Source organism: Brevibacillus reuszeri (genome assembly GCF_001187725.1).
Lineage (GTDB): Bacteria > Bacillota > Bacilli > Brevibacillales > Brevibacillaceae > Brevibacillus > Brevibacillus reuszeri.
Genome location: NZ_LGIQ01000005.1, coordinates 392,798 through 418,553 on the forward strand (window position 1 = coordinate 392,798; position 25,756 = coordinate 418,553).

Here is a 25,756-nt window from a genome sequence, read left to right on the forward strand (position 1 = left end):
TATGTATGGCTGGAAGTAGACAACTGTGTATTGGATTTTCGCTTTCAACCACCTGGATGAAGGGAGAAGACTGGCGGCGCCCGGACAGTGATGTGGAAAAGATGGGTTCGATTGACTATTACATCACTTTGGCAAAAAAGGCGGAGCAGGCAAAGCTCGATTTCCTTTTCAGGGCGGATTACCTATATGTAAGTCCGCAAATGATTGGGGATGTGGCTAGCTTTGGCAGTCCTGACCCGACACTGATGTTCGCAGCGATCGCTCGTGAGACCGAGCGCATCGGGCTGGTTACGACCGTTTCTACGACGTTTAATCCACCGTATGTCGTTGCCAGACAGCTTCAATCCTTGCATTGGCTGAGCAACGGACGTGCTGGCTGGAATATCGTAACCTCGATTGAAGGCGCCGAAAATTTTGGTGATGGTCCGATGCCTTCTCCGCAAGAAAGATATGTAAAGGCTGCGGAATTTACGGAGGTTGTACGAAAGCTCTGGAACAGCTTTCCGAATGAAGCGATTATTATCGACCGTGAGTCAGGCATTTTTGTGGACCGAGCTAAGGTTTCTGCGATCAATCACGCGGGCGAGCTGTTCAATATCCGTGGACCGCTAACCCTGCCTGCCCATCCATCCGGTGACATTCCTTTCTTTCAAGCAGGTGCGTCGGATACGGGACGAAATTTTGCCGCTTCCGTAGCAGATGCTATTTTTGCGGCGATGCCAGATCTGGAATCGGGAGTAGAGCTGCGAAGCGACCTGCGGAGAAGAGCCGAGGAGCAAGGGCGTAATCCGGACAGCATCAAGGTTTTGCCAGGCTTGTATTTTTTCCTGGGCGAGACTCGCGAGGAAGCGCTTGAATTACATAAGATCGCACATGCGCATTTGAGTCTGGAGCGCAGGCTTGCATCGCTCAAATCCGTTCTTGGCCTTGATGCACATGGCCTGGCTTTGGATCAGCGAATGACAGCTGATATGCTGCCCGATCCCAATCTGCCTGTCCGCAGCCGCACCCATGCAGAATTATTGCGTCGGTACATTGTCAAGTATGAGCCAACCTTGGAAGAGGTGCTGGCAAGGCCGGAGGTTGTCGGATCTGCCCACTGGGTTTCCGTAGGGACGGTGGAGGATGTCTTAGACGATATTATTGCGCGATACGAGGCTGGCGCGATTGACGGCTTCATCGCACTTCCGGGCGGTTCAGAGAAATCCATGGATATTTTTTATGAGAAGCTGCTGCCGTTGTTGGTGGAAAAAGGCTTGTTTAGAAGCGAATATACGGGTGCTACCTTGCGTGAGCATTTAGGGGCTTACTAGGCAATTACTCGCAGTGAAAGAGATCATGAGCTAGAAAATCGGAGATAGAACAGCGAAAAGGAGTTCAGAGAAGCATGCCTAAAAAGCTTATGCTGGTAAGTATCGTCGCACTATTCATGCTCGTATTGGTCGCATGCGGTGGAGCAAAACCGAATGAATCAAGTTCAGCCCCTAGCACGGGTGACCAAGCCACACAAGCAAATGCAGATAATACCGCAACAAAGGAAACAAGAACGATTGAATATCTCGGTAAAACGTATACCGTTCCGAAAAAGGTAGAAAAAATTGTAATCACGGGTGCGATGGAAGCGATGGAAGACGCGCTAGTCCTGGATGTTCATCCCACTGGGGCGATCGCGATTGGTGGAAAGTTTCCAGAAATGTTTGCTCCGGTAACGGGCGAGTCGGAATCGATTGGCGAAAAAATCCAGCCAAACTTTGAGAAAATCTTGGAGCTGAATCCAGACGTTATTTTAGGTTCAACCAAATTTCAAAAAGAAGCGGTTGAGAAAATGGAAATGATCGCTCCTACCATCCTGGTTTCACACATTGCGACAGACTGGGAATCCAACCTGAAGCTCATGGCTGAACTGTCCGGTAAGCAAGCGGATGCAGAAAAGATTCTCTCTCAATATCAAACAGATACAAAAGCAGTAAAAGAATCTCTAAAAGAAAAGCTTCAAGGCAAAACCGTTGTGGCTGTTCGAATTCGCGGGTCACAAGTATACGTTTACCCGAGGGATGTTTACTTTAACCCCGTCTTATACGACGAGATCGGTTTGGAGGTTCCAGAGCCGGTCAGCGCGGCGAAAACGCAAGAAGCGATCTCGGTCGAGAAGCTGGCAGATATGAATCCGGATTATTTATTTGTGCAGTACTCAACGAGTGAAACGCAGGAGGCGCAAACGGCCTACGATGAACTCAAAAAGAATCCGGTTATCCAAAATCTCAATGCCTTCAAACAAAATCACGTATTTGTCAACGTCGTTGATCCGCTGATGGAAGGCGGTCCGGCGTACAGTCGAATCAAGTTCTTGGAAAGCGTGCAGAAGCATCTGGGTCAGTAAAAACGGGGGAGCAAGCGCCTTGCTATACAAGCACTGCGAGTCGGCCGTACAGAGTTTTTACTGGCGGCCACTTGCATCGTGTCGACATCAAAATCAACAAAAGAAGTGAGGAGATTAAACCATGCAAGCAAAAGAATTGTTTGATGTAACGATTATTGGCGGTGGTCCAGCCGGATTGTTTGCCTCTTTTTATAGCGGATTACGTGAAATGAAAACGAAAATCATTGAGTTCCAACCGTATCTCGGTGGCAAGGTGCATGTATACCCAGAGAAAATGATCTGGGATGTGGGTGGCTTGACGCCTGTTCCTGGCGCACAGCTGATCGAGCAAATCGTCGCCCAAGGACTGACGTTCCAGCCGGAGGTTGTTCTAGGGGAAAAGGTCACGTCTATTGCCAAAGAGGAAGATGGCAGCTTCGTTTTACATACGGCTTCGAACCAAAAGCACTATTCCAAGACCGTAATTTTGGCTATTGGTGGAGGAATCCTGAAGCCGATTAAACTGGATATCGAGGGCGCAGAGCGATTCGAGGTTACGAATTTGCACTACACCGTAAAATCACTTGCTCGCTTTAAAGATAAAACCGTACTCATCTCAGGAGGCGGGAATTCTGCCATCGACTGGGCAAATGAGCTGGCACCGATCGCCAAACAGGTGTATTTGACGTACCGCAAAGATACATTGAAAGGCCATGAAGCAGAAATTTCACGCCTGGCAAACAGCTCTGTTGAGTGCTTGCTGAACACCTCGATTGAAAAGCTGGTCGCAGGAGAAAATCATGAAAGCATCGACACGGTACTGCTGAAAAGAATGGAAGACGAAAGCCTGTTTGAGCTGGCAGTCGATGAAGTGATCATCAGCTACGGCTATGAGCGAGACAAAGAATTACTGTCAAACAGTGATGTGAAGGTGGAGCAAAAGGATTACTGGATTGCCGGATCTTCGATGAGCGAGACTTCGGTGCCGGGCATTTATGCTGCCGGGGATATTTTGCATCATGAAGGGAAGCTGCATCTGATTGCCGGGGCGTTCCAGGATGCCGCGAATGCAGTGAACAAAGCGAAGCAATACGTTACACCTGATGCAAACGCGTACGGAATGGTTTCCTCTCACAATGACCTGTTCAGACAAAAAAATCGCGAGCTGATGAAGAGCTTGTATACGACATAAAGGCAAATAGTCCGCTAGCCAAGCTACAGACTTCTGCCGAATCTTTACCTACGATGTAACGCAGTCTATATAATGGCTGCGTTTTTTGCTGTTTGACAAAACGAGCCTAGGTTAGATACACTCTATTTATTCTGACCGTTCAGTATAAATAAAATGAAAACAAGGTGAAAGTATGCCCAAAGTGGGAATGGAGCCGATGCGCAGAGCAGAGTTGATTAATGCCACATTAACCTGCATCAGCATGTACGGAATGGATGGCATGACACTGGATAAAGTCGCGGATTATGCGGGTTGCTCAAAAGGTGTTGTCGTCTATTATTTTAAAAATAAGGATAACTTGACGATCGAAGCCTACAAGGCGTTTCTGGACTATTACGGTAGAAAAATTGAATCTGAGATTAAGCCGACGATGACAGCGGGTGAAATGCTTGACGTTACCTTGCACAATATTTTGACGCCATACAAAGATGACCGTGAGAAACAGATAAATGTCTCGCCGCTCGATGGAATAGAGAAGATGTATATCCCCTGCGAGGATCAAGGAAGACTCTTTGTCCAGTTTTTTTCGAAAGCCGCGTTGGATCGCAATTTGCAAGAAGTCGCATCCACGAGCTATTTGGCTAATCTGAATGGCATAGCCAAGATTTTTGATTACGGCAGCAGGACGGGGGAATTAGCCGTAGAGGATTCACCAAGCGCTGCCTATGGACTTTTGGCGATGGTCATCGGACTGAGCTTTTTCCGGGTGGCGAACATTCCGCCGATGAATGGACAAGACAATCGATACATTTGCGAGGATTACGTCAAAGGGTTTACGACAAGTCGAGAGGACAAATAGGGAGGACATGATGAAAATAACAAAGGTAGAATCAAACGGGATAAATATAGCAGTGGTGCATAGCAGCGAGATCGTGATTGAGGATGTTCAATCGGCACTGGACCTTATGGCGACTGTAAAATATGAAGTAGACTGTGAGCGGATCGTCATTGACAAAGCGAACCTGATTGAAGGCTTTTTTGATTTGAAAACACGGATTGCAGGAGAGATTCTGCAAAAGTTCATCACCTATCGGGTGAAGCTAGCCATCGTTGGCGATTTCTCTGTGTATACAAGTAAAAGCTTAAAAGACTTCATCTATGAATCAAACAATGGGAAGGATATCTTTTTCATGCCAACTGAGCAACAAGCTATTGAAAAGCTAAGCACGGCGAAGTAGGAGAAAGAACGGGAGGAAGCTGGGGTGTCAAAGACTCGACGTAGCTATATAGAATATCCAATGGTGAACATTCCTGCCGGTGAGGTTGTTCTACGGGATGATCGGATCAGGACGACATGGAGCGTTTCTGTGAATGCATTTTTGCTTGCGCCCGTCCCTGTTACCAAGGAGCTCTATCACTCCATAGGGGAAAAGGCAATCGGGACAAATGATCATCCGCAGTCTCCGATGGTCGAGGTTTCTTGGAATGAGGCGATCGCATTTTGTAATTTGCTGTCCCGCAATGACGGTTTGCAGGAATGCTATACGATAAGCGATAACGATGATAGTGTCGTCTGTGACTGGAGCGCGGATGGATATCGTCTTCCTACCGAGGCGGAGTGGCAGTATGCGTGCAAGGCAGGAACAACCGGGTATCGTTATGGCGAGCTTGCTGAGATTGCTTGGTTCCAGGATAACGCAGAGGGCAGAGTACATGAAGTAGGGAAAAAGCTGCCGAATGCATGGGGCCTCTATGACATGCTAGGGAATACCTGGGAGTGGTGCTGGGATGTATACGATGAAAAAGTATACGGCTCCTATCGGGTGTTCCGCGGAGGAAGCTGGGCAGAAGAGGCGCGGGGCTGTGGGGCTACATGTCGTCGCCGGAGTCACCCTACATTTCGAATTGACGATCTTGGCTTTCGTCTTGCCAGGTCTTTGTAGCGTGGCAACTATGTACGAGAAGATAATAAGAACCAGCAGCCAAATACCAAAACCGCCGATGGATCAGTTGTCGGCGGTTTAATTGAAGCTACAATGTGTCCCGTCGTCAAATTGTTTTGAACCGCTTTCTGGTATATAATATAATAAATGATTGATGAATCACTAACAAGCAAAGGGGGCTGCAAAAACGATGGCGAAATCCGAGACGACCTCAGTTAATCGCAAAACGGAGATTATTTCGGCAGCAATCGAGGTGTTCGCAGAGATTGGATATTACCGCGCAACGACAGCACAGGTAGCGACCAGAGCTAACATATCGCAGCCGTATATCTTTCGCTTTTTTTCTACGAAAGAAGCATTGCTGTTGGCGGCATTGGAAGTATCCTGGGCGCGTGTGATCGAGTCTTTCCGCAAAGTGGTGGAGTCCGCGTCACCGGAGCAGCTCGAGACCGACCTTATTCGTGCTTATTCTGATATTTTGAATTCCTACCAAAATGAAATGTTGCTGCAAATGCAGGCTCAGACTATTCAGGAAGATGCAATCCGGGAAGCGATGCGCCATGGCTTTGGAGAAGTGCGAGGCATGGTTCTGGACGCTTTTCGTGCAGCTGAAATTTCGAATCCGGAAGAGCGGACGCTCCTATTTTTGGCACGGGGAATGCTATGTAACATTTCAGCGGCACTGAACATGCCCGAGTTGATGGAAAACTAAGAGGGGAATCATTTTTAAAATGTTGTGATTGACTGATCACTAGCAACATGGTACATTTTCATCAAGTTAGTGATTGATCAATTACTAATCTGCATTTTATAAGTTAGTGATTAATCAATAACAAAAAAGATGAGGTGGTCCAGATGGAAAAAGCATTGGTAGTAGGAGCAACCGGCGGTACGGGTGCAGCAATCACGGAAGAGCTGGTCAGACGCGGAATTCGCACCGTTGCATTTGGCAGGTCCATTCAGAAGCTGGAGCAGCTCAGAGCGAGTTTGGGTAACCCGGAGAATTTGGCGCTTGCAGCAGGCGACGCTTTCCGACCGAGTGATATCGTCAAGGCAGCGGAGGGCGTGGATGTCCTGTTCCACTGCGCAAACGTACCTTACCACGAGATGGTGAACAAGCTGGTCCCCCTAGGTGAATCTGTGATGGAGGCGGCCGATCAGCTTGGTTTGAAGGTGGTAGTGATCGACGGCATTTATCCGTATGGTAGAAGTAAGATGGATCGCGTGACAGAAGAGCATCCGAAGCAGCCTCATACCAAAAAGGGAAAAATCAGACATGCGTATGAGAACATGCTGTTTGACGAAAGATGGATTCACGCAAAGGTAATGATTGTTCGCTTGCCAGACTATTACGGACCTACAGCCAACGAGGCATCCTATCTCGGCTCTACGCTGGAGGCGATTGCGGCGGGCAAAATGGCATTGTTTATCGGTAATATGCGTGTTCCACGGGAGTTTGTTTTTTTGCCAGACGCCGCATTTATGATCGTGCAGTTGGCCGCCCGTGATGAAGGCTGGGGGGAGAACTGGAATATTCCCGGTGCAGGATTGATTTCAGGCAGGGAAATCGTTCGTATCGCACAGCAGGCAAGCGGGAGCACGAAGCCAGTCATTCCACTTGGTAAATGCGGATTATCCTTGCTTGGCTTGGGAGTGCCGGTGATGAAGGAAATAGTGGAAATGCTTTACTTAACAGAAGAACCGCTTGTGTTGAGCGGAGGAAAATACGAGAGGCGAGTTGGACCGATACGGGCGACATCATTTGAGCAGGGTATTACCGATACGATTCGGACGCTGCAAAAAAATAAACTATAGTAATTGATCAATCACTAACATAAATGAAAGCGAACGCCCAACTCGTAGATCGCCAAAAAAGAAAAGAGTGAAACGTCTCTTGTGCAGGGAGTATCGTGCAGGAGATGCCAGAGCCTGAGAGAAAGAAGTAAATAGGAAGCGCTAAAAACGGCTGCCCCAGAGAGTAACACACAACTGGGACCAGCTTTTTCTTTTTTTGGAACAAAAACTGTAAGCAAATTTCATTTTTGCGTCTAATAAGGTACAAGATCAAAAAAAGGAGCGTACGAATGGAGTCGGATGATCGAATAGAGCGATGGTTTCAGCAATACGGCAATGATGTTTACAATTATATCGCGTATTTTACCGGACGAAGAGATGTAGAGGATTTGGTCCAGGAGGTATTTACAAAAGCGCTGCATGCATTATCAGGCTACGAAGGCCGAGCACAGCCGAAGACCTGGCTGCTGACGATTGCACGTCATGCAGCAATTGATTACATGAGGAAGCAAAAGCTGATGGACTGGTTTCCCGAAACGGTCCTGGGCTTCCTTACTTCCAGAGAGCGTACACCAGAGAAAGCTTTGGTGCTGAAAGAACAATTGCAAGAGGTTTACCAAGCCATGAACCAGCTCAAAAGAACGTACCGAGAAGTCCTGATCCTGCGTTTGATCGAGGGAGTATCTACCGTAGAGACAGCAGAAATATTGGGCTGGAGCGAAGCGAAGGTAAGCACCACGTTGCACCGGGGCATCAAGGAAATGCAAAAACAAATGTCCAAAAGCAGCAGGGAGGTCAAACTACATGACGCCATCTTCTGAAGAAAAAGAAATTCGTGCGCTGTTTCATTCCTTTCCATTGCTTCGAATAGAGGAGGACAAGCAGCAGATGATCGCGGGGCATATTCGTGAGGAAAAGGAGCTGCTTATGCGTATGAAAAGACGAAAAACAGTTAGCAAGGTAATCGGGGCCATCGCTGCTTCGTTTGCTCTTTTCCTGATCGCCTACCAGGTGGTGATCTCTATGGAATCCCCATCTGTGCAAAGTGCACAAATTAAAAATGAGCCAGTGAGTCCGGGCACAACCGCTGCAGGAACGGCTGAACAAAAGGCGAAAGTCACGACGATTAATCCACAAATTCAAGCGTATGTGGAAGAAGCGCTAAACAAAACCAATCAAGTCTACAGCCCGGAAAGCATGACGGTAATTGTAACCGATCCACATACTGGTGAAATTCTGGCCATGGCGAACCGTATGCCTAATAAGATGGCAAAGGAGCAGGAATATGCAGGGAGAGCGGTGCCTGACCCCGTTCCGGCTTATCCCATCGTGACTCTGGCGGCAGCGATCCAGGAGGGGAAGTTTGATCCCAATGAAATTTATGATTCTGGAACCTATGAAGTTGCTCCAGGTAAACTAATAAAAGACCCCAATAATGGCATAGGGTGGGGGGAGATTACCTACCTGGAGGGGGTCCTGAGTTCCTCTAACGTAGCATTCGCCAAGCTTGGCAATGAACGTTTACAAAAGGGCGTGCTTGAGGAGTACTTGAAGCGGTTTGGTTTCGGGAACCAGACAGGAATCGAGCTTGAGGGAGAAGAGGCGGGTAGTCTGCCAACCATGGAAAAGCCCTACGAGGTAGCCAATGCTGCTATGGGAAAAGGGGCTACGGCAACCGCCTTACAGCAGGTAGCTGCACTGGGGGTCATTGCTAATGGTGGTGAGCTGATGAGGCCACATCTGTATAAGAACGCGGATACGGATACGAGAAGTCAGTACATGGTTCGTCAAGTCATATCGGAAGAAGCAGCGAAACAGGTTAGGGAGATTTTGGAATCAGCTGTAAGTAGCAAGTTCGCTTCACTTAGAGTACTTTTTAAGTTGGACGAATATTCCGTTGCCGGGAACTCCGGTGTAGCACCAAAGTACGATGCACAAGGAAACGTCATCGACGGTAAAAATATCGCTACCTTTATCGGATATGCTCCCAGTGATGATCCTAAGCTGCTGATTTACGTATCCGTTGATGAGCCAAAGACTGACCCGATGGTAGCATTATGGTGGGGGCCAATTATTTCACCGATATTCAAAGAGGTCATGGCAAACAGTTTACAGCACCTTCAGAAGGAGTGATTGTGTCAGATACAATCTGAAAACGTTCCTGCCAAATGTCCAGGCTGTCGAGCATGAGCACTCGACAGCCTTTCTTTGATCCTACCTAGTTTTCTTCTCCAGATATTCTCTATATTTTGCCTCCTGTTCAGCATTTGCCTTTGGAATATTCATGCCCTTTTCCCAAATGATGATCCTGTCGTTTTTACCCGTACCTTCGTAATAGATTCCCGTTGTAACATGACTCGTATTGGAATGCTTCACGGATGTCCATCTATCTGGCAAGGATACAAAGCTCTTCCCTTCATCGGAAGTCAGTCGTCGATTCTCATAGATTCGGTTGATCTCGGTGATGCCATCATTGTATGAGGTAGTAGTGCTGATATAGGCTTGAACATTGGCAGAAATGATGTAGTGAATCGTACCGTCGCTCAGTTCATACACATCGCTGACCGACACACTATTGCTTGGAACGGGAAAGTCACGACTTCCGAAGAAATAATAAACTCCGAGTAAAATCAGGACGGAAATGACTACGCTGCGAATCGCAATCGTCCACTGTCTGCGCTTAATCTTTTTCAAGAAGTTGATTTGCTTGTAGGGGACTGCCTTGATTTCTTTGGTTTCTTTTGTCATGCTCTCTAATACTTTTTTGCAATCCTCACACGTAGCCAGATGCTCCTGTATGGCTTGATTCGTTATATTGCTTGTTAATCCCTCGATATAGTTGGGGAGTAAATCCTGCACAATTTTGCAATTCAATCGCTGTTCCATTCTGATCTTCCTTTCATCATTTTTTGTTTGCCGCGATAAAAGGTAACGCGTGCCCAGGTCTCACTTTGTCCCAGAATGTCTCCAATTTCGCTAAAGCTCAAATCCCCCGAGAGGCGAAGGTACATCACTTCTTTCGTTTTCTCGTCCAATCGATGCAGCATGCGAAACAAAGCAAGCTTTTCTTCATTTTGCAAGACAGCGGCTTCTACGTTTTTCCCTGTATGTACAGGGATTTCAAGATCATCTATAGAAATCGATCGTGTTTTGTTTTTCTTGTTGATTTCGTTGTACCAGAGGTGTTTGGCGATCTGGCATAACCAAACAGAGATTTTGCACTCGCCGCGGAAATGGTGAATGGTTTTCATCGCTTGGTAAAACGTTTCTTGTGTAAGCTCTTCGGACAAGTCGGCATTTTGCGATAAGCTGAATAAATATTTATAGACGGTTTGAGCATACTCTTCATACAAATGCTCAATATTCTCCATTTTGTCACCTCCCACAACATAAGTACGAAAAACCGGGATTTCGTTACAGCGTGGTGAATGTTTTTTTCGTGAGTGATGTATCATCCTGCCCCAAAAAGGAATACTGGAATGAGTAGCGCCCTTTTCTGCCAGCGCAGTTGACACTGATCTAGGAATTCACTATACTGTCTGTAATCTTATATATGACATACGTTGAAAGAGCCCAGTAGCAGCTTGGTCCCTGTTCTAGAAAGCCGGGGGTTGATGGAACCCGGTACACACGAAGCCTGCGAATTACAACTCTGGAGTATCTCGGGTAATGCTGAGCGGAAGTGGCGAACGATAACTCGTCAAAGAGTGGCATGAATGGCGTGCGAATAGCGCAACGTCCATTGGTGCAAGCTGGGTGGTAACACGGTTATTCAATCGTCCCTATGTCTACATAGACAAGGGGCGATTTTTTGTTTTACAGATACGATGTTTGATTACAAGTTGTCTACGAGCATAGGAGAGTGGTTGGCTGTGAACATTATCGACGAATTGCAATGGCGCGACGCGATCAATCAACAAACGGATGCAGAGGGCCTGAGAGAATTAACGGAACAAAAATCGATTTCACTTTACTGTGGTGTAGACCCGACAGGTGACAGTATGCATATTGGTCACTTGATCCCGTTCATGGTGCTGAAACGCTTCCAGCTTGCTGGGCACCGTCCGGTTATTCTGATTGGTGGGGCTACGGGTACGATCGGTGATCCAAGTGGTCGTCAAACAGAGCGTTCGTTGCAAACCTTGGATCAAGTCCAGGAAAACGTAGACGCGCTGACCGCACAAATGAAAAAGCTGTTTGTGACCGATGGAGATAATCAGATTCGTCTGGTCAACAATTACGACTGGACACATAAAATCAACGTAATCGAATTTTTGCGCGACTACGGCAAAAACTTCAGCATCAATACCATGCTGGCAAAGGATATCGTATCGAGCCGACTCGAAACGGGCATTTCCTTTACCGAGTTCTCCTACCAAATCCTGCAGTCGCTTGACTACCTGCACCTGTACCAGAATGAAGACGTACAATTGCAGATCGGCGGCTCAGACCAATGGGGGAACATCACAAGCGGCCTTGACCTGATCCGAAAAAAAGAAGGTCCAGAATCAAAAGCATTCGGTCTCACCATTCCGCTCATGCTCAAATCCGACGGAACCAAATTCGGGAAAACAGCTGGTGGCGCGATCTGGCTGGATCCGAACAAAACCACGCCATTTGAATTCTACCAGTTCTGGGCAAACACAGATGACCGTGATGTTGTGAAATACTTGAAATACTTTACATTCCTTTCCAAAGAGCAGATTGATGAGCTGGCAGAAAAAGTGCAGACAGAGCCGCACAAGCGCGAAGCACAAAAAATGCTGGCAGAGGAAATGACCCGATTTGTTCACGGCGAAGAAATGCTGGAGCAAGCCAAACGCATTACCGCAGCATTGTTCAGTGGAGACATCAAATCACTGACTGCGGATGAGATCGAGCAAGGCTTTAAAGAAATGCCAACGTTTGAAGCTACGAACGAAGCGAAAAATATCGTCGATTGGCTTGTTGATTTAGGCATTGAGCCGTCCAAGCGTCAGGCACGCGAAGATATCAATAATGGAGCGATTTCCATGAATGGTGAGCGCATCAGCGACCTTGGACTCGAAGTAACAGCTGACCTGGCTATCGGCGGCCGTTTTATCATTATCCGCAAAGGCAAGAAAAACTACAGCCTGGTGAAAATGTCATAGTCTATGTGATCAACGAGAAGCTTCCCGCGAAACGATCAAGGGAGGCTTCTTGTCTTTTAACGGATTGAGGAGCTTATTTTAAGAAAAGAGGGATACATATGGTAGAAGAGCTTTCCCAACATTTCAAGGAATGTGACATCGAAGTAGTTTCTGTGCAGGATGTGTCTATACCTGCTCATGAGGAAGGGAAGCACAGCATTTGCATCCTGCCTAGCGGTAATTTGGAGGAAATGCTGGAGGATGCCATCGAGGAAGCGGGCACACTTTCTGATTATGTTCATCAACAGCTGGAAGAGGCTCGCAGCATGACAGTGGAGGATGCGTGGCGGCATATCATAGCGTCACAGCTGATGTATACAGATCTACCTTCAGATCAAATCGATTTGGAGGGCAAAAGCTTCGAGGACTTGTACAAGGCGTACGCATTGATTTGGGAAGGCGAGGAGCTTTTGGATGAGCGACGCAGTGAGGCAGAGAAAGCACCGCTCCATTTCGATGCAAAATGGCTTCAGGAGTATGCCGATGAAGATGATTCGCTGATTGTTTTGAAGCTGCCGCAAGAAGCCGGGAATGAAGCTCCGCTGTGGGTTCCGATGGGTGGCTTCAATGATTGTCCTCTCCCGTTACACCAGTCAGTGATCATGAAGCATTTTCAGGAGAAGTATGCGATTACGATTCTTGCAGTTACGGACGATACATGGATTGTTCAGGCAGGTAGTCGACCACAGACATATGAGGATGCTTTGAAGCTCGCCAAGGAGCATTTTATATTTTGCCATTATGTTCTGGATGATTGTCCAACATTAGGTTACTACGCGGATTATTTAATGAAGCATGATACGTGGTATTTTTGGTGGGATTAAGGCTCCCAAGCAGTTCTCTCATATGGCAAGCGTGGGCAAGACCTTTTACTTCAGTGATTCTGTCCCAATTGGTCGAAAAAAGGCTGCTTTATTTTCCAGGCGGGTGAACGACGAAAGGCTGTCGATTTATACCGACAGCCTGTACGTAGCGAGCGAACTGCAAGAACCGGATTAGGTTCTCGTTTTAACGGCTAGCCCACTAAAAGATATTGGACCGACAATATCCGCTCTTGTATTTGCGGTTTGGTTTTCAGCAGTTACTGTGTAGACATGACTGCCTGATCTTACATTTCTATCAATCGCCTGGAATGTGACGATATAGTTTTGTTCAGACCCAGTGGATTCAATACCTTGGATTGTGTTGAAAATCTCTCTTCCATCACGAAAGATTCGAAACCGGATTTGAGCAATACCGGTAATCCCCCGGACACCAACAGATGCTACTAGTTCAACCTGGTTAGGTCGAGCATTCATAGCGGGTATTCTGATTCGGATGGATGCTAGACGAGACCTTCCTGGTGAACGCCTAATCGTAAATGATCTTGCTAGGTTGAAGCTGCTACGTGGTTGAACCGCAGCTTTGTCGAGAATTCGTGCCAATCAATCATCTCCTTTTGTTTGATAATTTCAGAGTATGTTGGACAAAGCGAGAGTGATTGGACGAGTATACAGCTTTCTATAAATTAAGGCAGATAGATGAGTGGTAAATGATGCTATGCAGTTTAGGATCAATAAACAAGGAGCTTGTTTCTGGCAAACAAGTTGAGGACAATAGAGGTGGAATCTACACATAACCAAAAGGGATTAAAAAGAATGCGTAACTATAAAGCTTGGGAAAAAATATTATTTTTGCCTACTCATTTGGACGAGAAGAGGCTAGCCAAGGCCATTCACGGGAAAACGATCATGATCACAGGTGCGAGCTCCGGGATTGGAGAGCAGCTGGCCTATCTTCTGGCTGAATATGAGGTTCATTTGATCCTTGTAGCCAGGAGAGAGGAAAAGCTGAAGAAGATAAAAAACGAGATTGCAGGAAAGGCTGCTAAAATAAGTGTTTTTCGGGCTGATTTACGTGACTCCATCGAGCTGGAGGCGTTTCTCCGTTTTGTTCGGAATCAGCCAGCAGGTGTCGATATAGTCGTGAGTAATGCTGGACACTCCATCAGACGTCCGATCATGGAGTCCTTAAACCGTTATCACGATTTTACCCGGACGATGGCAATCAACTATTTTGCGCCGGTCCAATTGCTGTTGTCCCTCATTCCTCAAATCCAACAAAACAAAGGACAGATCATTAACATCTCTACCATAAACACGTCGCTGATTCCGCTTCCCTATTGGGCTGCTTATCAGGCTTCCAAGTCCGCCTTTGATACATGGCTTCGTTCAGCCGCCCCCGAATGGAATGCTCTGGGAATTACGACGACGTCGATTTATCTCCCACTAGTGAAAACACCGATGATCGAGCCCACAGCCGCCTACCAAAACGCGCCTGCCATGAGCCCGGAGCATGCAGCCCGAATGATCGCCAAATCCATGTATACCAAACGGAAAAGCGTGATGCCGTGGTGGTTGATTTTTGGACAGCTGGCCTCGGTTTTGGGGAGAGGGCCATGGGAATGGGGAATGCAAAGAAGGCTGCGAAAAAGGGGAAAGCCATGATGCGGTTCGTATCCTTGCTTGCTGTTCTGTACAAAATGAAAATGCTCTCCCCCGTCGGTTTGTACCGACTGATCGTTGCTATTTTTCAATACGGGATGAATGTAATGATGCTTGCGAAGGTTGCAGCGAGCATGTACGGTCAGAAAGTCGCTGTGGTGGATGTCAGGAAACCATGACATTTCAACAGCTGTTGGACCAATCAGAGCGTCTTTCACTCCTTTTAAAGCAAAAATACAGACTTGCGAGCGGTCACAAGGTTGGCTTTTTATGCAAAAATCATGCTTCCCTGGTGAAATCTATGTTTGCCGCCTCTTTTACGGGCTCTGATATTTTCTTACTGAATACCGAAATGAGCCTGGAGCAGTTTAATCAGATTGTGGAGGCGCATGAGCTGGACCTGCTGATTTATGACGCGGAGCTGACAGGCCTCATCGAGCAGTCGATCTATGCAAAAGACAAGCTGCTCAGCTACCACGAGCACTTGCCTGCCGTCAATCAACTGTCTCGTGCCTTCGGAGGGGAAAAGGCTCCGCGACAGAGAACGTCTTCCAGCAAGATCATACTCCTTACAGGAGGTACGACGGGAAAAGCAAAGAAAGTCGCGCATCAGCCATCCTTATTCAATTATTTGCCTCCTTTTTCAACCATGCTTACCAGGCTCCAGCTATTACGCTATCAAACTGCCTATATTGCTACTCCTATGTACCATGGATATGGGCTTGCTCTCTTGCTGCTATTCATCGCATTAGGGAAGAAAATCGTAATCACCTCCAGATTTGAGGCGGAAAAAGCGTGTGCGCTCATTCGAAAACATGAGGTCGAGGTCGTCACCGTCGTTCCGCTGATGCTCCATAAAATGCTGAAGCATCATGTAGAAGATTTAAAATCACTTGCTTGTATCGCATCCGGCGGTGCAGAGCTCAATCCCAAGCTGGTGACAGAGGTGCACAGGAAGCTGGGGCATGTATTGTACAATTTGTACGGTACGTCAGAGGCAGGATTGAATCTCATTGCCAATCCGCAGGATTTAGCCGATTGTCCGAATACGATTGGAAGACCAATCAAAGGTGTTCGATTACAGGTGCTTGACTCTCAGAAAAAGCAGTGTAGAGCCGGTCAGGTAGGTGAGTTTTGCATCAAAAATCATTGGTCGATGCGAAACCGAAATCGGTCGTGGATTGCGACAGGGGACTTAGGGTATCGGGATGAGGGGGGCTACTATTTTTTATGCGGCAGAACAGATGACATGGTAGTTTCTGCTGGTGAAAATGTGTATCCAATCGAGCTTGAGCAAGTCCTGATGCAGCATCCGTTGATCGAAGACGCAGCGGTGATCGGACTTCCTGATTAACGGTTTGGTCAAAGGTTAAAAGCAGTTGTTCAGCTTGTGGCACATGCTGAGCTGACGGAAGCGGCTTTAAGTGAATGGCTGCGCTCAAAGGTTGCCCGCTATCAAATGCCGAAAGAGATTGTGTTCGTACACCGGATCGCGTATACCCATCTGGGGAAGCGGGATAAAAAGCAGCTAAGCACGTAGAACTGTCAAGGAGAAAGAAATCCCCCGTAGCTTCACGAAAGGCTTGTGAGGATACAGGGGATTTTTTTGATTGTAAATGGTAATTACCAGCTACTCAACGAGCGGCTTGATCTTTGGAAATACTTGCAAAGCCGTATGGTAAAACACGTCCTCATGAAACTGTACTGGAATCAGCTCTTGTACGAATTCGATGTACGATTTCACTGGAGCTAGTGGCCAGTCGGTACCAAACAAAAATTTGTCGTAGTGATCACAATAAGTGATCGCATGACGCAGATGAGAGAAAAAGAGTGGGGAATCCTTTAATCGCTGACAATTCGCTGCGTCACCCACCATCAAGCCAGAGAGATCAGCGAACATGTTGCGATTTTTGTACACGACTTCAGCTCCATCCAGCACCCACGGATCACCAAAATGAGCCATCATGAAATTAACATCACGATGCTTTACGGCGACTTCGTCCAGCGTGAGTGGATGAGAATACTTCAGCAGCCCTCGTTCTGAATACGTATCTCCGGTGTGGAAGACAACAGGCACCTGATAAGTCGCGGCGAGCGCATAGATCGGATCATAGACATGATCGTAAGCATAGAACGGATAGTAGCCGAGATATATTTTTAACCCGACTACATTCGGTTTTTGCAAATCTTGTTCCATTCGCTGCAACGCTGCTTCATCCAGCTTGAATGGGTTGATTCCCAGGCAATAGACGAGGTTTTGCGGCAGCTCTTCTGTCAAATCGAGCCCCATCGGGGTGATCGCTTCTGCGTCAGGAAAACCGTTCTTTTGTGTCTCCGTCAAGCCCATGCCAATCCCGAGCACGACTCCGTTTTCCGCATATTCCTGCAGGAGTCCCTCTACCGAGTAATCAACAAACGACTGTTCTGTCGCTGTCCGCTTGAACTCTTCGATGTGGGATAAATGCATATGGGCATCAATGATTTTCATTTCAATCCTCCCTTTTGTTCATAAAACGGATGGCGCGCAAGGCAGACAAGGAGTCAGATGGAATCGGCTTGTCCGCAAACAGGAAAAAGAGGGGCGCAGTAAAGGTCGTGCTCTTGTTTGGCAGGTTCAGCTCCCGCTCGAGTGAGGCGACAGCTACTTCCTTGTTGGAGTAGAGCTGCAGCTCTGCCGCGTCTAGATCAGTTACGATTTGCAGCTGATCCTTGTGAGAAGCAGAACCAACGATATAGTCGGAAACTTCGGTCACGGACAGCTCTCCTTGTGCCAGCTTGTAGCTCAATTCCTCGCCATTGGCCCCGATTGTTTTCAGCCAAACGGCATCCGCCGTGTCTTCGGTTTGCAAAAAGATGTTAGTTGTCCAGCTCTTGTCAGCAAAATAGGTTCCGGTGTTTTGCTCGATCTCAACGGTATGACATAATACCGGTACTCCAGGCAGAAGCAAGTAATACTGATGGCATGTCAGACCGCGATATTTTTCCTGCTTTTTCACCGTGTAGCTCAGCTTGATGCCTTGCCACACATTTTGCCGATTGTCTTTCCGCTCGACGAATGAGGCTGTGCACTCTTCCTTGACTAGTGAAAATGCACTCATCTCATCGATCGAGTTGCTGATTCCACCTGTCCACGGGTTCCACCATGATTTGGGCTGCCTTTCCGGGAAGGAGCTAGCCAACCACTCCTGGCCGTTGGTTGCGAGAGAATACAGAGTAGGATAAAAATCAGGAGCTGCCTTGATCCGCACGATGCCGTTGTCAGCGACAAAGACACGCTGTCCACTTTCCTCCACCTGTTCTTGCGTGACCGTGCCGCTACCGATTGGGAAAATGGCGCTGCGCAGCTTCGTTTCATGGGTAGCGAAATGTCCGTTTACCTGCACCAGCTCATACGATGACCCCGTAGCATCGAAAGTAAAGTCAGATTCGGTCGCTTCTTCTTCCTCCGTGTAGCTGCACGCTTGTTTGGAAGCAGCATCACCCTCCAGAGATGCAGACAATTCACCCTCCAAATACTGCTGCTTGTACTCTTTTACCTGTACCTCTATTTCTGCACGATCAAGGAACGGGTTCTGCTTGTTTGCAGTCAGCTCCAGGTGAGAAGTCAGGGATAAGTCCGCTGGCATTGCTTCTTTTCGGGCAAAAGCGCGGAACTCCTTCCAGTCTGTAAAGCTGCCGTGCATGAGGTAGACCGGACCGAGTATGGTTTTGCCCTGCGGCTCGAATTCGGCAATACTGGTCTCCAGAGCCACCTGCCAGCCTTGAAAATCGCTGTGGTATTCGTCTGGCCAGCACATTGCCCATGGGCTTGCTTCATCCCTTGAAAACACCCAGTTCTCACTGAGCAGCTCACCATCCCAATATTCCATATCGCTGCCGTAGGAGGAAGGGACTTCGATATATCGCCCTTGATACGGCAAAATGGGACGGGAAAACGGATGAGCGAAGCCTTGGCTGAGCCAAAGCTCAGTTGCAATCTTTTCTGTAGAAAGGTTCTCCAGCTCCAGCTCATGCACAACCGTGCCGTCTCCGAAGAGAAGTGTTTTTGCGGTCAGGGCAAGCTGAGGATAAGCTCCAGAGCGATATGTGATGCGGATACCGATTGCTCCCTTTTCAAAGAGATAGTCTACTTTCTCGGCACGCTTTTTCGAGAACTCGCTGGAATACGGCTTGCCAATTTTCGGGTAGGAGAAATAGGTTGGCTGTGAACCCGTACCACTGACGATGGTTAGCTCATTGTCGTCCTTGTTTACGTAGAGAGTATGGCTGCCATGGTGAATCTGCCAGGTTAGCTCTGTTTCTCCTGCGAGCATCGCACCCAATCCGGTGAATGCGGCGCCGATCTTTTTGGCAAAAGAGACAGTGCTGCCATCTGCAAGGGTCGCTTTCACCTTTACATCTGCCTCATAGTAGCCGTGTTCATGCAAATCTCCGGTCAAGTATAGCGAGGTGCGCTCCTTGCCCTTTAATCGCAAGGTGTAATGCTGCTCGTGGAGGTTCAGAAACGGCTGAGAGGGTAGCTCAAATGTAAATTCTGCTTCTTCTTCAAAGCTGTTCTCTACATCCAAATAAAATGTGGCTTGCTGTCCCGGATAGGAGAAGCCCGGTACATGCATGGTTAGGGTGGCAGGAAATTTGGGGAGAATCCCTACCTGAAACAAAGCTTTTTTGCCGTTAATCAGGATATGTGTGCAGACGCGGGGATGCGTGCGCCAAATACTTTGCTCTTCGGTGATCTCATCAACAAAAAAGCTGGCAGTCAGTGTCGCTTCTTTCGTTACTTCCAGATCCTGCCCATATTCGAAGCGGATCGTCTCGGATGACTCGCCTTGAAGGGATAGGTGCAGCGGCTTGCCGGATTTGTTGATGATCCGGTACTGAATCTGGTATTCCCGGCCAAATACGAGCTCCAGTTTTTCTACCTCGGCGGACACCAGATAATCATCTGTCTCAATCAGGCGCAGGCCACGACCACGGCGCTCAAACTCAACCCGCAGGTTCGTTTCTCCTTTTGCCCAGGAGTAAGTGAAATAATCAAAGCCGTTTTCTTTTCGACCGTCCGGCTCTACTACAATTTCGCGAGTAGAGTCGTGATACCAATCTATGTCTTCGAAGTAATGGGAGATGGCCTCCGTAGAGAGCACAGTGGGAATCAGATTCATCAAATGCGTGGAATCGTCCCGATCCTCCCAGAAAAAACCGAACTTTTTATACAGGGGAACTGCTTTGGTGTTCCCTGCCCATGTATACAGATCAAGTCGCGGCCAGCCGAGCTGGATCGTTTGCTCGAGTGCGCGCGCAAGCAGCATGCGTCCTACTTTTTTTCCTTGATATTCAGGACGGACATTGAGCAGCGGGATGTAGAGGGCACCTGTATCCTCCCGATATTCTCCCAGGCTGCAATAGCCGGCCACCGTTTCGCCATCCATAGCCAGGTACACAACGAGTGCATCTGATCTCGCTTCTTCCTGGCGGATTTGTTCTGCTGTCGTAATCGAGTTTCCGCCGCCCCATCCATCGCGGCTGGCGTTCCACATATCGGCGACTGCTGCTGCGAGCTCGGGACGATAGGGAACGATTGTAAGAGAATCCATGTTTGCTTGCACCTCGATTTCATTGTCAGTTTTTGTATATTACTAGAGATACGTTTGAGAGGCAGGATCGGTTTCTTAAAATACAAGACCAAAGTATGTTGTTGAAACAGGTTGCTATGAGTTTAGTAGGAATGGATTGCGCTGGATACACTGATCTGGATGGAGTTAATCCTGGAGTGAGTGTGTAGGGCGATAACGAAGGCTTGTGGAATCGCTCGACGCTGTGAGGGTGAAAATGAAGTCATAAATAATTGGTTATTTCGAGGAATAGGTCAAACCGGCGCCGTTTTAGACGAACGCCGGTCTTGTTTTCATGCTGTAGTCAATTAGGCTTGAGAGGATCGCAATACTAGGCGACAAGTATCGTTTGGGCATACTGCTTTCCTGCAGCCAGAAGATCGTCACTCAGTTTGGAATCGTGAACAGAGCGTGCCAGCACGAGAGAGCCGACCATAGAACTGAGCAGGGCGCTGGCTTTGGACGTATCGAGCTGTGCCAGATCAGCGATAAAATCAATCATTCGCTGAACCTCTTGGGTGAAGACTTGCCGAACCTCGTCTGAGGAGCGGGACATTTCACCAGAAAGAGCAGGGAGAATACAGCCGATCTCTCTTCGATCACGGTGCTCCTGACTTAAATAGTATTGAATAATGGCATGGATTTTGGGGACATCCTTCGCCTGGTCTGCGGCTTGTTGTAAAAGAGCGATTGTATCGCTGATGGCATAACGGCAAGCTTCAACAACGAGTTGATCCTTGTTTTCAAAGTGTGAATAGAACCCTCCATGAGTCAGCCCGGCCCCTTTCATGATGACAGGAACACTTATATCGCGGATACCATTCGTACGGAAGGCTTGAGCAGCACTTTCAATAATTTTGCCTCGAACTTTTATTTTGTGTCCTTCTGGATATGGCATTGTTATCACTCCGTCCCGTATCAATTTGCTTTAAAATATTATATCCATCATAATAATTGATGTCAAAGCACGAATCGGGATATTGACTATTTTTGAATATGATGAATATAATATATTATGATTATCATATTTAAATGTCTTTTAAAATTTAGGGGGACCATTTTATGAGTCAACTTGAAAAGGTAGATACATTCGTAATTGGATCAGGGCCGGGTGGCTATGTAGCAGCTGTCCGATCTGCACAGCTAGGGATGAAGACGGCAATTGTGGAACGTTCCCAGATCGGTGGAGTCTGCACTCATGTGGGCTGCATTCCGTCAAAAGCATTGATTGCAGAAGCACATCGTCATGATTTGCTCCGACAGTTGAACAAGGCTGATACTGCGGGTTCCTTTGAGATCGCACAAGCTTTCAAGCAGAAGGTTGTGGACAAACAGGCTGGTGGGGTCGGTTACTTGCTCAAGACGGCTGGTGTAACCGTTGTGCAAGGAGAAGCAAGCTTTGTGGATGAGCATACAGCAGCTATTCATCTGGCAGGAGTAGAGCAAACGATTTCCTTTCAGCATGCGATTCTTGCAACAGGCTCGCGTCCGATTGAGCTGCCAGCATTGCCGTTTGGTGGACGTATTTTGTCTTCTACAGAGGCACTGTCGCTTTCGCAGATTCCAGCCAGCATGGTCATTATTGGAGGCGGCTATATTGGTATTGAGCTGGGGCAGATGTATGCCAAATTTGGAGCAAAGGTGACGATTCTGGAGGGCGGCGGACAAGTACTACCAGGGTTCGAGTCGGAGCTTGTGGCCCCTGTTATTCGACAATTAAAAGCGGACGGAATTACGATCATAAATGGAGCGAAGGCAACAAAAGCACAGCAGGATGAGGATCATGTAACACTCTATTATGAAAAAGATCAGGTGCATCAATCGATTACAGCAGAATATGTGCTAGTGACGGTTGGAAGAAAGCCAAACACGGATGGAGGACTGGGACTGGAGCGTATCGGATTGCAGGTTACGGGCAGAGGACTGATTGAGACAGATGAACAATGCAGAACGAATATCCCGCATATTTTCGCCATTGGTGATATTACGGCTGGCCCGGCACTTGCCCATAAAGCCTCCTATGAAGCCAAAGTTGCCGCAGAAGCGATTGCAGGTCAAGCTGCTGTAGTTGATTACAGAGCCATCCCACTTGTCGTTTTTTCAGAACCGGAGCTGGCAAGCGTTGGACTCAGTGAAACAGAAGCAAAAGCGCAAGGCATCCCGGTAGTTACAGGGAAATCATCATTCTCCATTAACGGCAGAGCATTGGCGCTCCAGGCAACAGAAGGATTTGTCAAAATCATTGCAGATTCCAGCTCGGGATTCGTAATTGGAGCACAAATTGCCGGAGTAGAGGCGTCAACTCTCATATCGGAGCTGGCACTTGCCATCGAGCTGGGAGCAACTGTAGAAGATCTGGCGCTGACCATTCATCCCCATCCTACTTTGGGAGAAGTGATCATGGAGGCAGCTGAGAACACTGTCAAAAAAATGAACATGAAAAAATTTAGTACGACAGCGGTGTAAACGAAAGCCGAGGCACAGCTGCATGCAAATACGATAATAAATCAGAACGAGCGAGAATCTACGGCAGAAATGCCGTATTTTTTTTGTGCTCGAAAACTTGCACTACAGGACGTGGGGGAGCGCCATCTCTTGTGGTCTGTGTGCTATACTGAAGCAACACTGAATAGTCATTCATTACCTCGGTTGGAAATATTATGATAGAACAAAAGTAGAAACGATATGGGGGGATATAGCAATGGAGGCTGCTCTGAAAAAGCAAACAGCGAGCAGGGGGAAAAAGGCTGTCAAAATTTTGGCTGGCGTAGTCATTGTACTACTTGTCGTAAGTGCTGTTTTATTCGGAATCGCAAACGCATATATCTCCAAATCGTTGCCGCAAATCGAAGGCACGATCCAGGTAGCAGGCCTTCTGGAGCCTGTAACCGTAACGAGAGACGCCAATGGGGTGCCCCATATTTTCGCCAAAAACGAGCATGATTTGTTTGCATCGCAAGGGTACGTGACGGCACAGGATCGTCTGTTTCAAATGGATTTGAGCAGAAGACAAGCATCCGGTGAGCTGAGTGAAGTGATTAGCGAGAAGGCTGTGGATCGGGATAAATATTTCCGGACGCTCGGCTTGCGCAGGGCAGCCACGCTTTCACATGAAGTCTACTCACAGGAAGCCAAGGATGCCCTGTAGTGGTATGCAGATGGCGTGAATTCCTACATAAGGGAAGCAAAAGAAAAAGGAGCGCTGCCTGTCGAGTTTACACTGCTCGGCTATGAGCCAAAAGAATGGACACCGCTCGATTCTCTCACCATCGGAAAGTACATGGCGTACGATTTGGGTGGACATTGGGAAGGGCAAGCATTTCGCTATTATCTGTTAAGCCATTTTTCCAAGGAAAAAGCATACGATCTGTTCCCTTCTGATGAAAAAGGGGGCCCTCCCATTATTGCAACACTAGGGGAAGAAAAAATCGACGTCGAAAAAAGCTTTGCCAAAGCAGTCGTCCCGCCAGAATTCAATGGAAGCAATAACTGGGTAGTCAGTGGAGCAAAAAGCGCATCAGGCAAGCCGCTTCTGGCCGATGACCCGCATCTGTCCCTCGCTACCCCAGCGATTTGGTACCAGACTCATCTGAATGCTCCGGCGGTAAATGTGAGTGGGGTTATTTTTGCCGGGATTCCGGGCATTATTTTGGGACATAACGATTCGATCGCATGGGGTGTGACAAACACGGGGCCAGATGTACAGGATTTGTATATCGAAAAAAGAAACCCGAACGCACCCAATCAATTCCTTTATATGGACAAATGGGAAGACGCACAGGTCATTGACGAGCCGATAAAGGTAAAAGACAAAGAAACGATTCCGTACCAGGTAACGATCACGAGACATGGTCCCATTATTTCGGAGTTTGCCGAGGAGAGTGGGAAGGATACCGTTTTCGCACTCAAATGGACAGCGCTTGAGCCGTCGAGAGAGCTGGAAGCGGTGCTTAACATGAATAAAGCAAAAAATTGGACCGAGTTCGAGAAGGCGCTGGAAGACTTCCACACGCCTGCGCAAAACTTTGTGTTTGCGGCGCAGGATGGGACGATCGCCTACAAGGCAAATGGAAAAATTCCAATCCGAAAAAACGGAGACGCACTGCTACCTGTGCCTGGATGGACAGAAGAGCACGAGTGGACGGGGTACATTCCGTACGATCAGCTTCCGAAGACCGTAAACCCGAGCGCAGGCTTTATCTCCAGCGCGAACTACAAGGTTACCGATAACAGCTATCCATACCACATCAGCAATATTTGGGCACAGCCGTATCGTCAAATGAGAATTCAACAGGTGCTCGCCGAAAAAGAAAAACTGACGGTGGAGGACATGCAAAAGCTGCAGATGGATCAAGTCAATTTGCAAGCGCAAGAATTTGTCCCCATCTTTTTGGAGCAGGTGAAAAAAGAAACGCTCACCGACAAGGAAAAAGAAGTCCTCGCTCTCCTCGAAGGCTGGAATTTCGTCGACGACAAGGAATTGGCAGCCCCGCTTATTTTCAACAAATGGATGCAGCAGGTGGGAGCAGCCCTCTTAGAAGAGCAAATACCAGATTCCATGAGAAGCTTGTTTAGAGGAAGAGCGCAGGTCATTGACGATCTGGTCCGCAGAGCGCAAGCTGGCAAGCCTGGTCCGTGGATGGAGGAAAAAGGGGGACTCTCCAAAGTGCTCCATGCTTCACTGAAAAATTCGATCGCGGAAATCGAGACTTCTTGGGGAAAAAGCAGCCAAGCATGGAAATGGGGCAATGCTCACCAGGCATCTTTTGTTCACCCGCTATCCAGTGTGACAGGACTGAACTATCTTTTTAACTGGGCAGCGCCAATTCCGGCAGGGGGAAGTTCAGTAACCGTGCAGGCAGCCGGATACAATCCAAAGTCGGGCGTCATCAACCACGGAGCTTCCTGGCGGTTTGTCGTAGACACCAGCGATCTGACGAAGGCGTATCATATTGTCGGACCAGGCCAATCCGGGCATTTTAAAAGCAGCTGGTACGATGATCAATTCCGGGCTTGGGTAGAGGGAACCTATCATACAACTTCTCTGACGGAAACGATTGATAACGGGCATGTACTCACACTTGAGCCAAAATAAGCGATAGGAAAAGATATGGAGGATTGCAACTGCCAGTGCATTTCCGTATTAGAAGCGGTGTGTACTGGCTTATTTCCCATCCCGGCTTCGAATTTTCCGAAATATATCGCCTCCCGCTGCAATACATT

General features: G+C 47.8%; 24 protein-coding genes and 1 pseudogene. 19 read left to right on the top strand and 6 right to left on the bottom strand.

Going from position 1 to position 25,756, the window contains the following annotated elements:
• The first annotated feature begins 5 nt into the window (after window positions 1-5).
• From ADS79_RS05435 to ADS79_RS05480, 10 genes are all read left to right on the top strand, one after another.
• Complete coding sequence (locus ADS79_RS05435) at window positions 6-1,313, top strand: NtaA/DmoA family FMN-dependent monooxygenase (RefSeq protein ID WP_049737398.1); 1,308 nt, start codon at window positions 6-8, stop codon at window positions 1,311-1,313.
• 74 nt (window positions 1,314-1,387) lie between these two features.
• Entirely contained in the window at window positions 1,388-2,380 is a 993-nt protein-coding gene (locus ADS79_RS05440) for an ABC transporter substrate-binding protein (RefSeq protein WP_049737399.1), read from the top strand.
• A 121-nt stretch (window positions 2,381-2,501) separates the two neighbouring features.
• Entirely contained in the window at window positions 2,502-3,551 is a 1,050-nt protein-coding gene (locus ADS79_RS05445) for an NAD(P)/FAD-dependent oxidoreductase (protein WP_049737400.1), read from the top strand.
• A 172-nt stretch (window positions 3,552-3,723) separates the two neighbouring features.
• Complete coding sequence (locus ADS79_RS05450) at window positions 3,724-4,389, top strand: TetR/AcrR family transcriptional regulator (protein ID WP_049737401.1); 666 nt, start codon at window positions 3,724-3,726, stop codon at window positions 4,387-4,389.
• 10 nt (window positions 4,390-4,399) lie between these two features.
• A complete protein-coding gene (locus tag ADS79_RS05455; RefSeq protein ID WP_049737402.1) occupies window positions 4,400-4,768 on the top strand; it encodes a DUF4180 domain-containing protein in 369 nt (122 codons plus the stop codon).
• A 60-nt stretch (window positions 4,769-4,828) separates the two neighbouring features.
• Entirely contained in the window at window positions 4,829-5,473 is a 645-nt protein-coding gene (locus ADS79_RS05460; RefSeq protein WP_084765742.1) for a formylglycine-generating enzyme family protein, read from the top strand.
• 190 nt (window positions 5,474-5,663) lie between these two features.
• On the top strand, window positions 5,664-6,185 hold the full coding sequence (locus ADS79_RS05465) for a TetR/AcrR family transcriptional regulator (protein WP_049737404.1): 522 nt from the start codon (window positions 5,664-5,666) through the stop codon (window positions 6,183-6,185).
• 143 nt (window positions 6,186-6,328) lie between these two features.
• A complete protein-coding gene (locus ADS79_RS05470; protein WP_049737405.1) occupies window positions 6,329-7,288 on the top strand; it encodes an SDR family NAD(P)-dependent oxidoreductase in 960 nt (319 codons plus the stop codon).
• A gap of 269 nt (window positions 7,289-7,557) precedes the next feature.
• Window positions 7,558-8,088 (top strand): RNA polymerase sigma factor, encoded by a 531-nt coding sequence (locus ADS79_RS05475; protein ID WP_049737406.1) that lies wholly within the window; start codon window positions 7,558-7,560, stop codon window positions 8,086-8,088.
• On the top strand, window positions 8,072-9,400 hold the full coding sequence (locus tag ADS79_RS05480; protein WP_049737407.1) for a peptidoglycan D,D-transpeptidase FtsI family protein: 1,329 nt from the start codon (window positions 8,072-8,074) through the stop codon (window positions 9,398-9,400). Before ADS79_RS05475 ends, ADS79_RS05480 begins: the two co-directional genes overlap by 17 nt.
• Before the next feature lie 81 nt (window positions 9,401-9,481).
• On the opposite strand, the gene ADS79_RS05485 is transcribed toward ADS79_RS05480, so the two are convergent.
• On the bottom strand, window positions 9,482-10,153 hold the full coding sequence (locus ADS79_RS05485; protein ID WP_049737408.1) for a zf-HC2 domain-containing protein: 672 nt from the start codon (window positions 10,151-10,153) through the stop codon (window positions 9,482-9,484).
• Window positions 10,138-10,638, bottom strand: coding sequence for an RNA polymerase sigma factor (locus tag ADS79_RS05490; RefSeq protein ID WP_049737409.1), 501 nt, complete (start codon window positions 10,636-10,638; stop codon window positions 10,138-10,140). Before ADS79_RS05490 ends, ADS79_RS05485 begins: the two co-directional genes overlap by 16 nt.
• Before the next feature lie 501 nt (window positions 10,639-11,139).
• Between ADS79_RS05490 and tyrS the strand changes: the two genes are divergently transcribed.
• From tyrS to ADS79_RS35195, 3 genes are all read left to right on the top strand, one after another.
• Entirely contained in the window at window positions 11,140-12,399 is a 1,260-nt protein-coding gene (gene tyrS / locus ADS79_RS05495; protein WP_049737410.1) for a tyrosine--tRNA ligase, read from the top strand.
• A gap of 98 nt (window positions 12,400-12,497) precedes the next feature.
• On the top strand, window positions 12,498-13,262 hold the full coding sequence (locus tag ADS79_RS05500) for a DUF4253 domain-containing protein (protein WP_049737411.1): 765 nt from the start codon (window positions 12,498-12,500) through the stop codon (window positions 13,260-13,262).
• A gap of 22 nt (window positions 13,263-13,284) precedes the next feature.
• Window positions 13,285-13,437 (top strand): hypothetical protein, encoded by a 153-nt coding sequence (locus tag ADS79_RS35195; protein ID WP_161807257.1) that lies wholly within the window; start codon window positions 13,285-13,287, stop codon window positions 13,435-13,437.
• On the opposite strand, the gene ADS79_RS35935 is transcribed toward ADS79_RS35195, so the two are convergent.
• Window positions 13,434-13,862: a hypothetical protein gene (locus ADS79_RS35935; protein WP_049737412.1), complete on the bottom strand. Its 429-nt coding sequence runs from the start codon at window positions 13,860-13,862 to the stop codon at window positions 13,434-13,436. The two genes, ADS79_RS35195 and ADS79_RS35935, sit on opposite strands and share 4 nt — an antisense overlap.
• A 213-nt stretch (window positions 13,863-14,075) precedes the next feature.
• Between ADS79_RS35935 and ADS79_RS05510 the strand changes: the two genes are divergently transcribed.
• The 4 genes from ADS79_RS05510 to ADS79_RS35945 are packed head-to-tail and all read left to right on the top strand — an operon-like array spanning window position 14,076 to window position 16,461.
• Window positions 14,076-14,924, top strand: coding sequence for an SDR family NAD(P)-dependent oxidoreductase (locus ADS79_RS05510; protein ID WP_049737413.1), 849 nt, complete (start codon window positions 14,076-14,078; stop codon window positions 14,922-14,924).
• Window positions 14,921-15,100: a hypothetical protein gene (locus tag ADS79_RS35940; RefSeq protein WP_236699893.1), complete on the top strand. Its 180-nt coding sequence runs from the start codon at window positions 14,921-14,923 to the stop codon at window positions 15,098-15,100. The genes ADS79_RS05510 and ADS79_RS35940 overlap by 4 nt, the downstream gene beginning before the upstream one ends.
• Window positions 15,097-16,275: an AMP-binding protein gene (locus ADS79_RS05515; RefSeq protein ID WP_236699894.1), complete on the top strand. Its 1,179-nt coding sequence runs from the start codon at window positions 15,097-15,099 to the stop codon at window positions 16,273-16,275. The genes ADS79_RS35940 and ADS79_RS05515 overlap by 4 nt, the downstream gene beginning before the upstream one ends.
• Before the next feature lie 36 nt (window positions 16,276-16,311).
• Window positions 16,312-16,461 (top strand): hypothetical protein, encoded by a 150-nt coding sequence (locus ADS79_RS35945; protein WP_236699895.1) that lies wholly within the window; start codon window positions 16,312-16,314, stop codon window positions 16,459-16,461.
• A gap of 90 nt (window positions 16,462-16,551) precedes the next feature.
• Here the strand turns inward: ADS79_RS35945 and ADS79_RS05520 are convergent, their stop codons facing one another.
• The 3 genes from ADS79_RS05520 to ADS79_RS05535 all read right to left on the bottom strand — a co-directional run bounded on the left by ADS79_RS05520 (window position 16,552) and on the right by ADS79_RS05535 (window position 21,431).
• Window positions 16,552-17,409, bottom strand: a complete 858-nt coding sequence (locus tag ADS79_RS05520; protein WP_049737414.1) for an amidohydrolase family protein — start codon at window positions 17,407-17,409, stop codon at window positions 16,552-16,554.
• A 1-nt stretch (window position 17,410) separates the two neighbouring features.
• The gene (locus ADS79_RS05525; RefSeq protein WP_049737415.1) at window positions 17,411-20,515 is read right to left on the bottom strand and encodes a GNAT family N-acetyltransferase; all 3,105 of its coding nucleotides are present in this window, start codon (window positions 20,513-20,515) and stop codon (window positions 17,411-17,413) included.
• Window positions 20,516-20,864: 349 nt separating this feature from the next.
• Entirely contained in the window at window positions 20,865-21,431 is a 567-nt protein-coding gene (locus ADS79_RS05535) for a TetR/AcrR family transcriptional regulator (RefSeq protein ID WP_049737417.1), read from the bottom strand.
• 164 nt (window positions 21,432-21,595) lie between these two features.
• Here ADS79_RS05535 and lpdA point away from each other — a divergent pair, with 164 nt between their 5' ends.
• Both lpdA and ADS79_RS05545 read left to right on the top strand, forming a co-directional pair.
• The gene (gene lpdA, locus ADS79_RS05540) at window positions 21,596-22,999 is read left to right on the top strand and encodes a dihydrolipoyl dehydrogenase (protein ID WP_049737418.1); all 1,404 of its coding nucleotides are present in this window, start codon (window positions 21,596-21,598) and stop codon (window positions 22,997-22,999) included.
• 235 nt (window positions 23,000-23,234) lie between these two features.
• Window positions 23,235-25,628 (top strand): annotated as a pseudogene (locus ADS79_RS05545) (penicillin acylase family protein).
• Window positions 25,629-25,756: the final 128 nt, after the last annotated feature.

What these genes read in the sequence shown, in the direction of transcription:
- ADS79_RS05525 (WP_049737415.1), bottom strand. Translation starts at nt 20,515, where the DNA reads ATGGATTCTCTTACAATCGTTCCCTATCGTCCCGAGCTCGCAGCAGCA.
- ADS79_RS05535 (WP_049737417.1), bottom strand. Translation starts at nt 21,431, where the DNA reads ATGCCATATCCAGAAGGACACAAAATAAAAGTTCGAGGCAAAATTATT.
- ADS79_RS05485 (WP_049737408.1), bottom strand. Translation starts at nt 10,153, where the DNA reads ATGGAACAGCGATTGAATTGCAAAATTGTGCAGGATTTACTCCCCAAC.
- ADS79_RS05440 (WP_049737399.1), top strand. Translation starts at nt 1,388, where the DNA reads ATGCCTAAAAAGCTTATGCTGGTAAGTATCGTCGCACTATTCATGCTC.
- ADS79_RS35940 (WP_236699893.1), top strand. Translation starts at nt 14,921, where the DNA reads ATGATGCGGTTCGTATCCTTGCTTGCTGTTCTGTACAAAATGAAAATG.
- ADS79_RS05475 (WP_049737406.1), top strand. Translation starts at nt 7,558, where the DNA reads ATGGAGTCGGATGATCGAATAGAGCGATGGTTTCAGCAATACGGCAAT.
- ADS79_RS05515 (WP_236699894.1), top strand. Translation starts at nt 15,097, where the DNA reads ATGACATTTCAACAGCTGTTGGACCAATCAGAGCGTCTTTCACTCCTT.
- lpdA (WP_049737418.1), top strand. Translation starts at nt 21,596, where the DNA reads ATGAGTCAACTTGAAAAGGTAGATACATTCGTAATTGGATCAGGGCCG.
- ADS79_RS05465 (WP_049737404.1), top strand. Translation starts at nt 5,664, where the DNA reads ATGGCGAAATCCGAGACGACCTCAGTTAATCGCAAAACGGAGATTATT.
- ADS79_RS05450 (WP_049737401.1), top strand. Translation starts at nt 3,724, where the DNA reads ATGCCCAAAGTGGGAATGGAGCCGATGCGCAGAGCAGAGTTGATTAAT.
- ADS79_RS05520 (WP_049737414.1), bottom strand. Translation starts at nt 17,409, where the DNA reads ATGAAAATCATTGATGCCCATATGCATTTATCCCACATCGAAGAGTTC.
- ADS79_RS05510 (WP_049737413.1), top strand. Translation starts at nt 14,076, where the DNA reads ATGCGTAACTATAAAGCTTGGGAAAAAATATTATTTTTGCCTACTCAT.
- ADS79_RS05445 (WP_049737400.1), top strand. Translation starts at nt 2,502, where the DNA reads ATGCAAGCAAAAGAATTGTTTGATGTAACGATTATTGGCGGTGGTCCA.
- ADS79_RS35195 (WP_161807257.1), top strand. Translation starts at nt 13,285, where the DNA reads ATGGCAAGCGTGGGCAAGACCTTTTACTTCAGTGATTCTGTCCCAATT.
- ADS79_RS05500 (WP_049737411.1), top strand. Translation starts at nt 12,498, where the DNA reads ATGGTAGAAGAGCTTTCCCAACATTTCAAGGAATGTGACATCGAAGTA.
- ADS79_RS05490 (WP_049737409.1), bottom strand. Translation starts at nt 10,638, where the DNA reads ATGGAGAATATTGAGCATTTGTATGAAGAGTATGCTCAAACCGTCTAT.
- ADS79_RS05480 (WP_049737407.1), top strand. Translation starts at nt 8,072, where the DNA reads ATGACGCCATCTTCTGAAGAAAAAGAAATTCGTGCGCTGTTTCATTCC.
- ADS79_RS05470 (WP_049737405.1), top strand. Translation starts at nt 6,329, where the DNA reads ATGGAAAAAGCATTGGTAGTAGGAGCAACCGGCGGTACGGGTGCAGCA.
- ADS79_RS05455 (WP_049737402.1), top strand. Translation starts at nt 4,400, where the DNA reads ATGAAAATAACAAAGGTAGAATCAAACGGGATAAATATAGCAGTGGTG.
- ADS79_RS05435 (WP_049737398.1), top strand. Translation starts at nt 6, where the DNA reads ATGGCTGGAAGTAGACAACTGTGTATTGGATTTTCGCTTTCAACCACC.
- ADS79_RS05460 (WP_084765742.1), top strand. Translation starts at nt 4,829, where the DNA reads ATGGTGAACATTCCTGCCGGTGAGGTTGTTCTACGGGATGATCGGATC.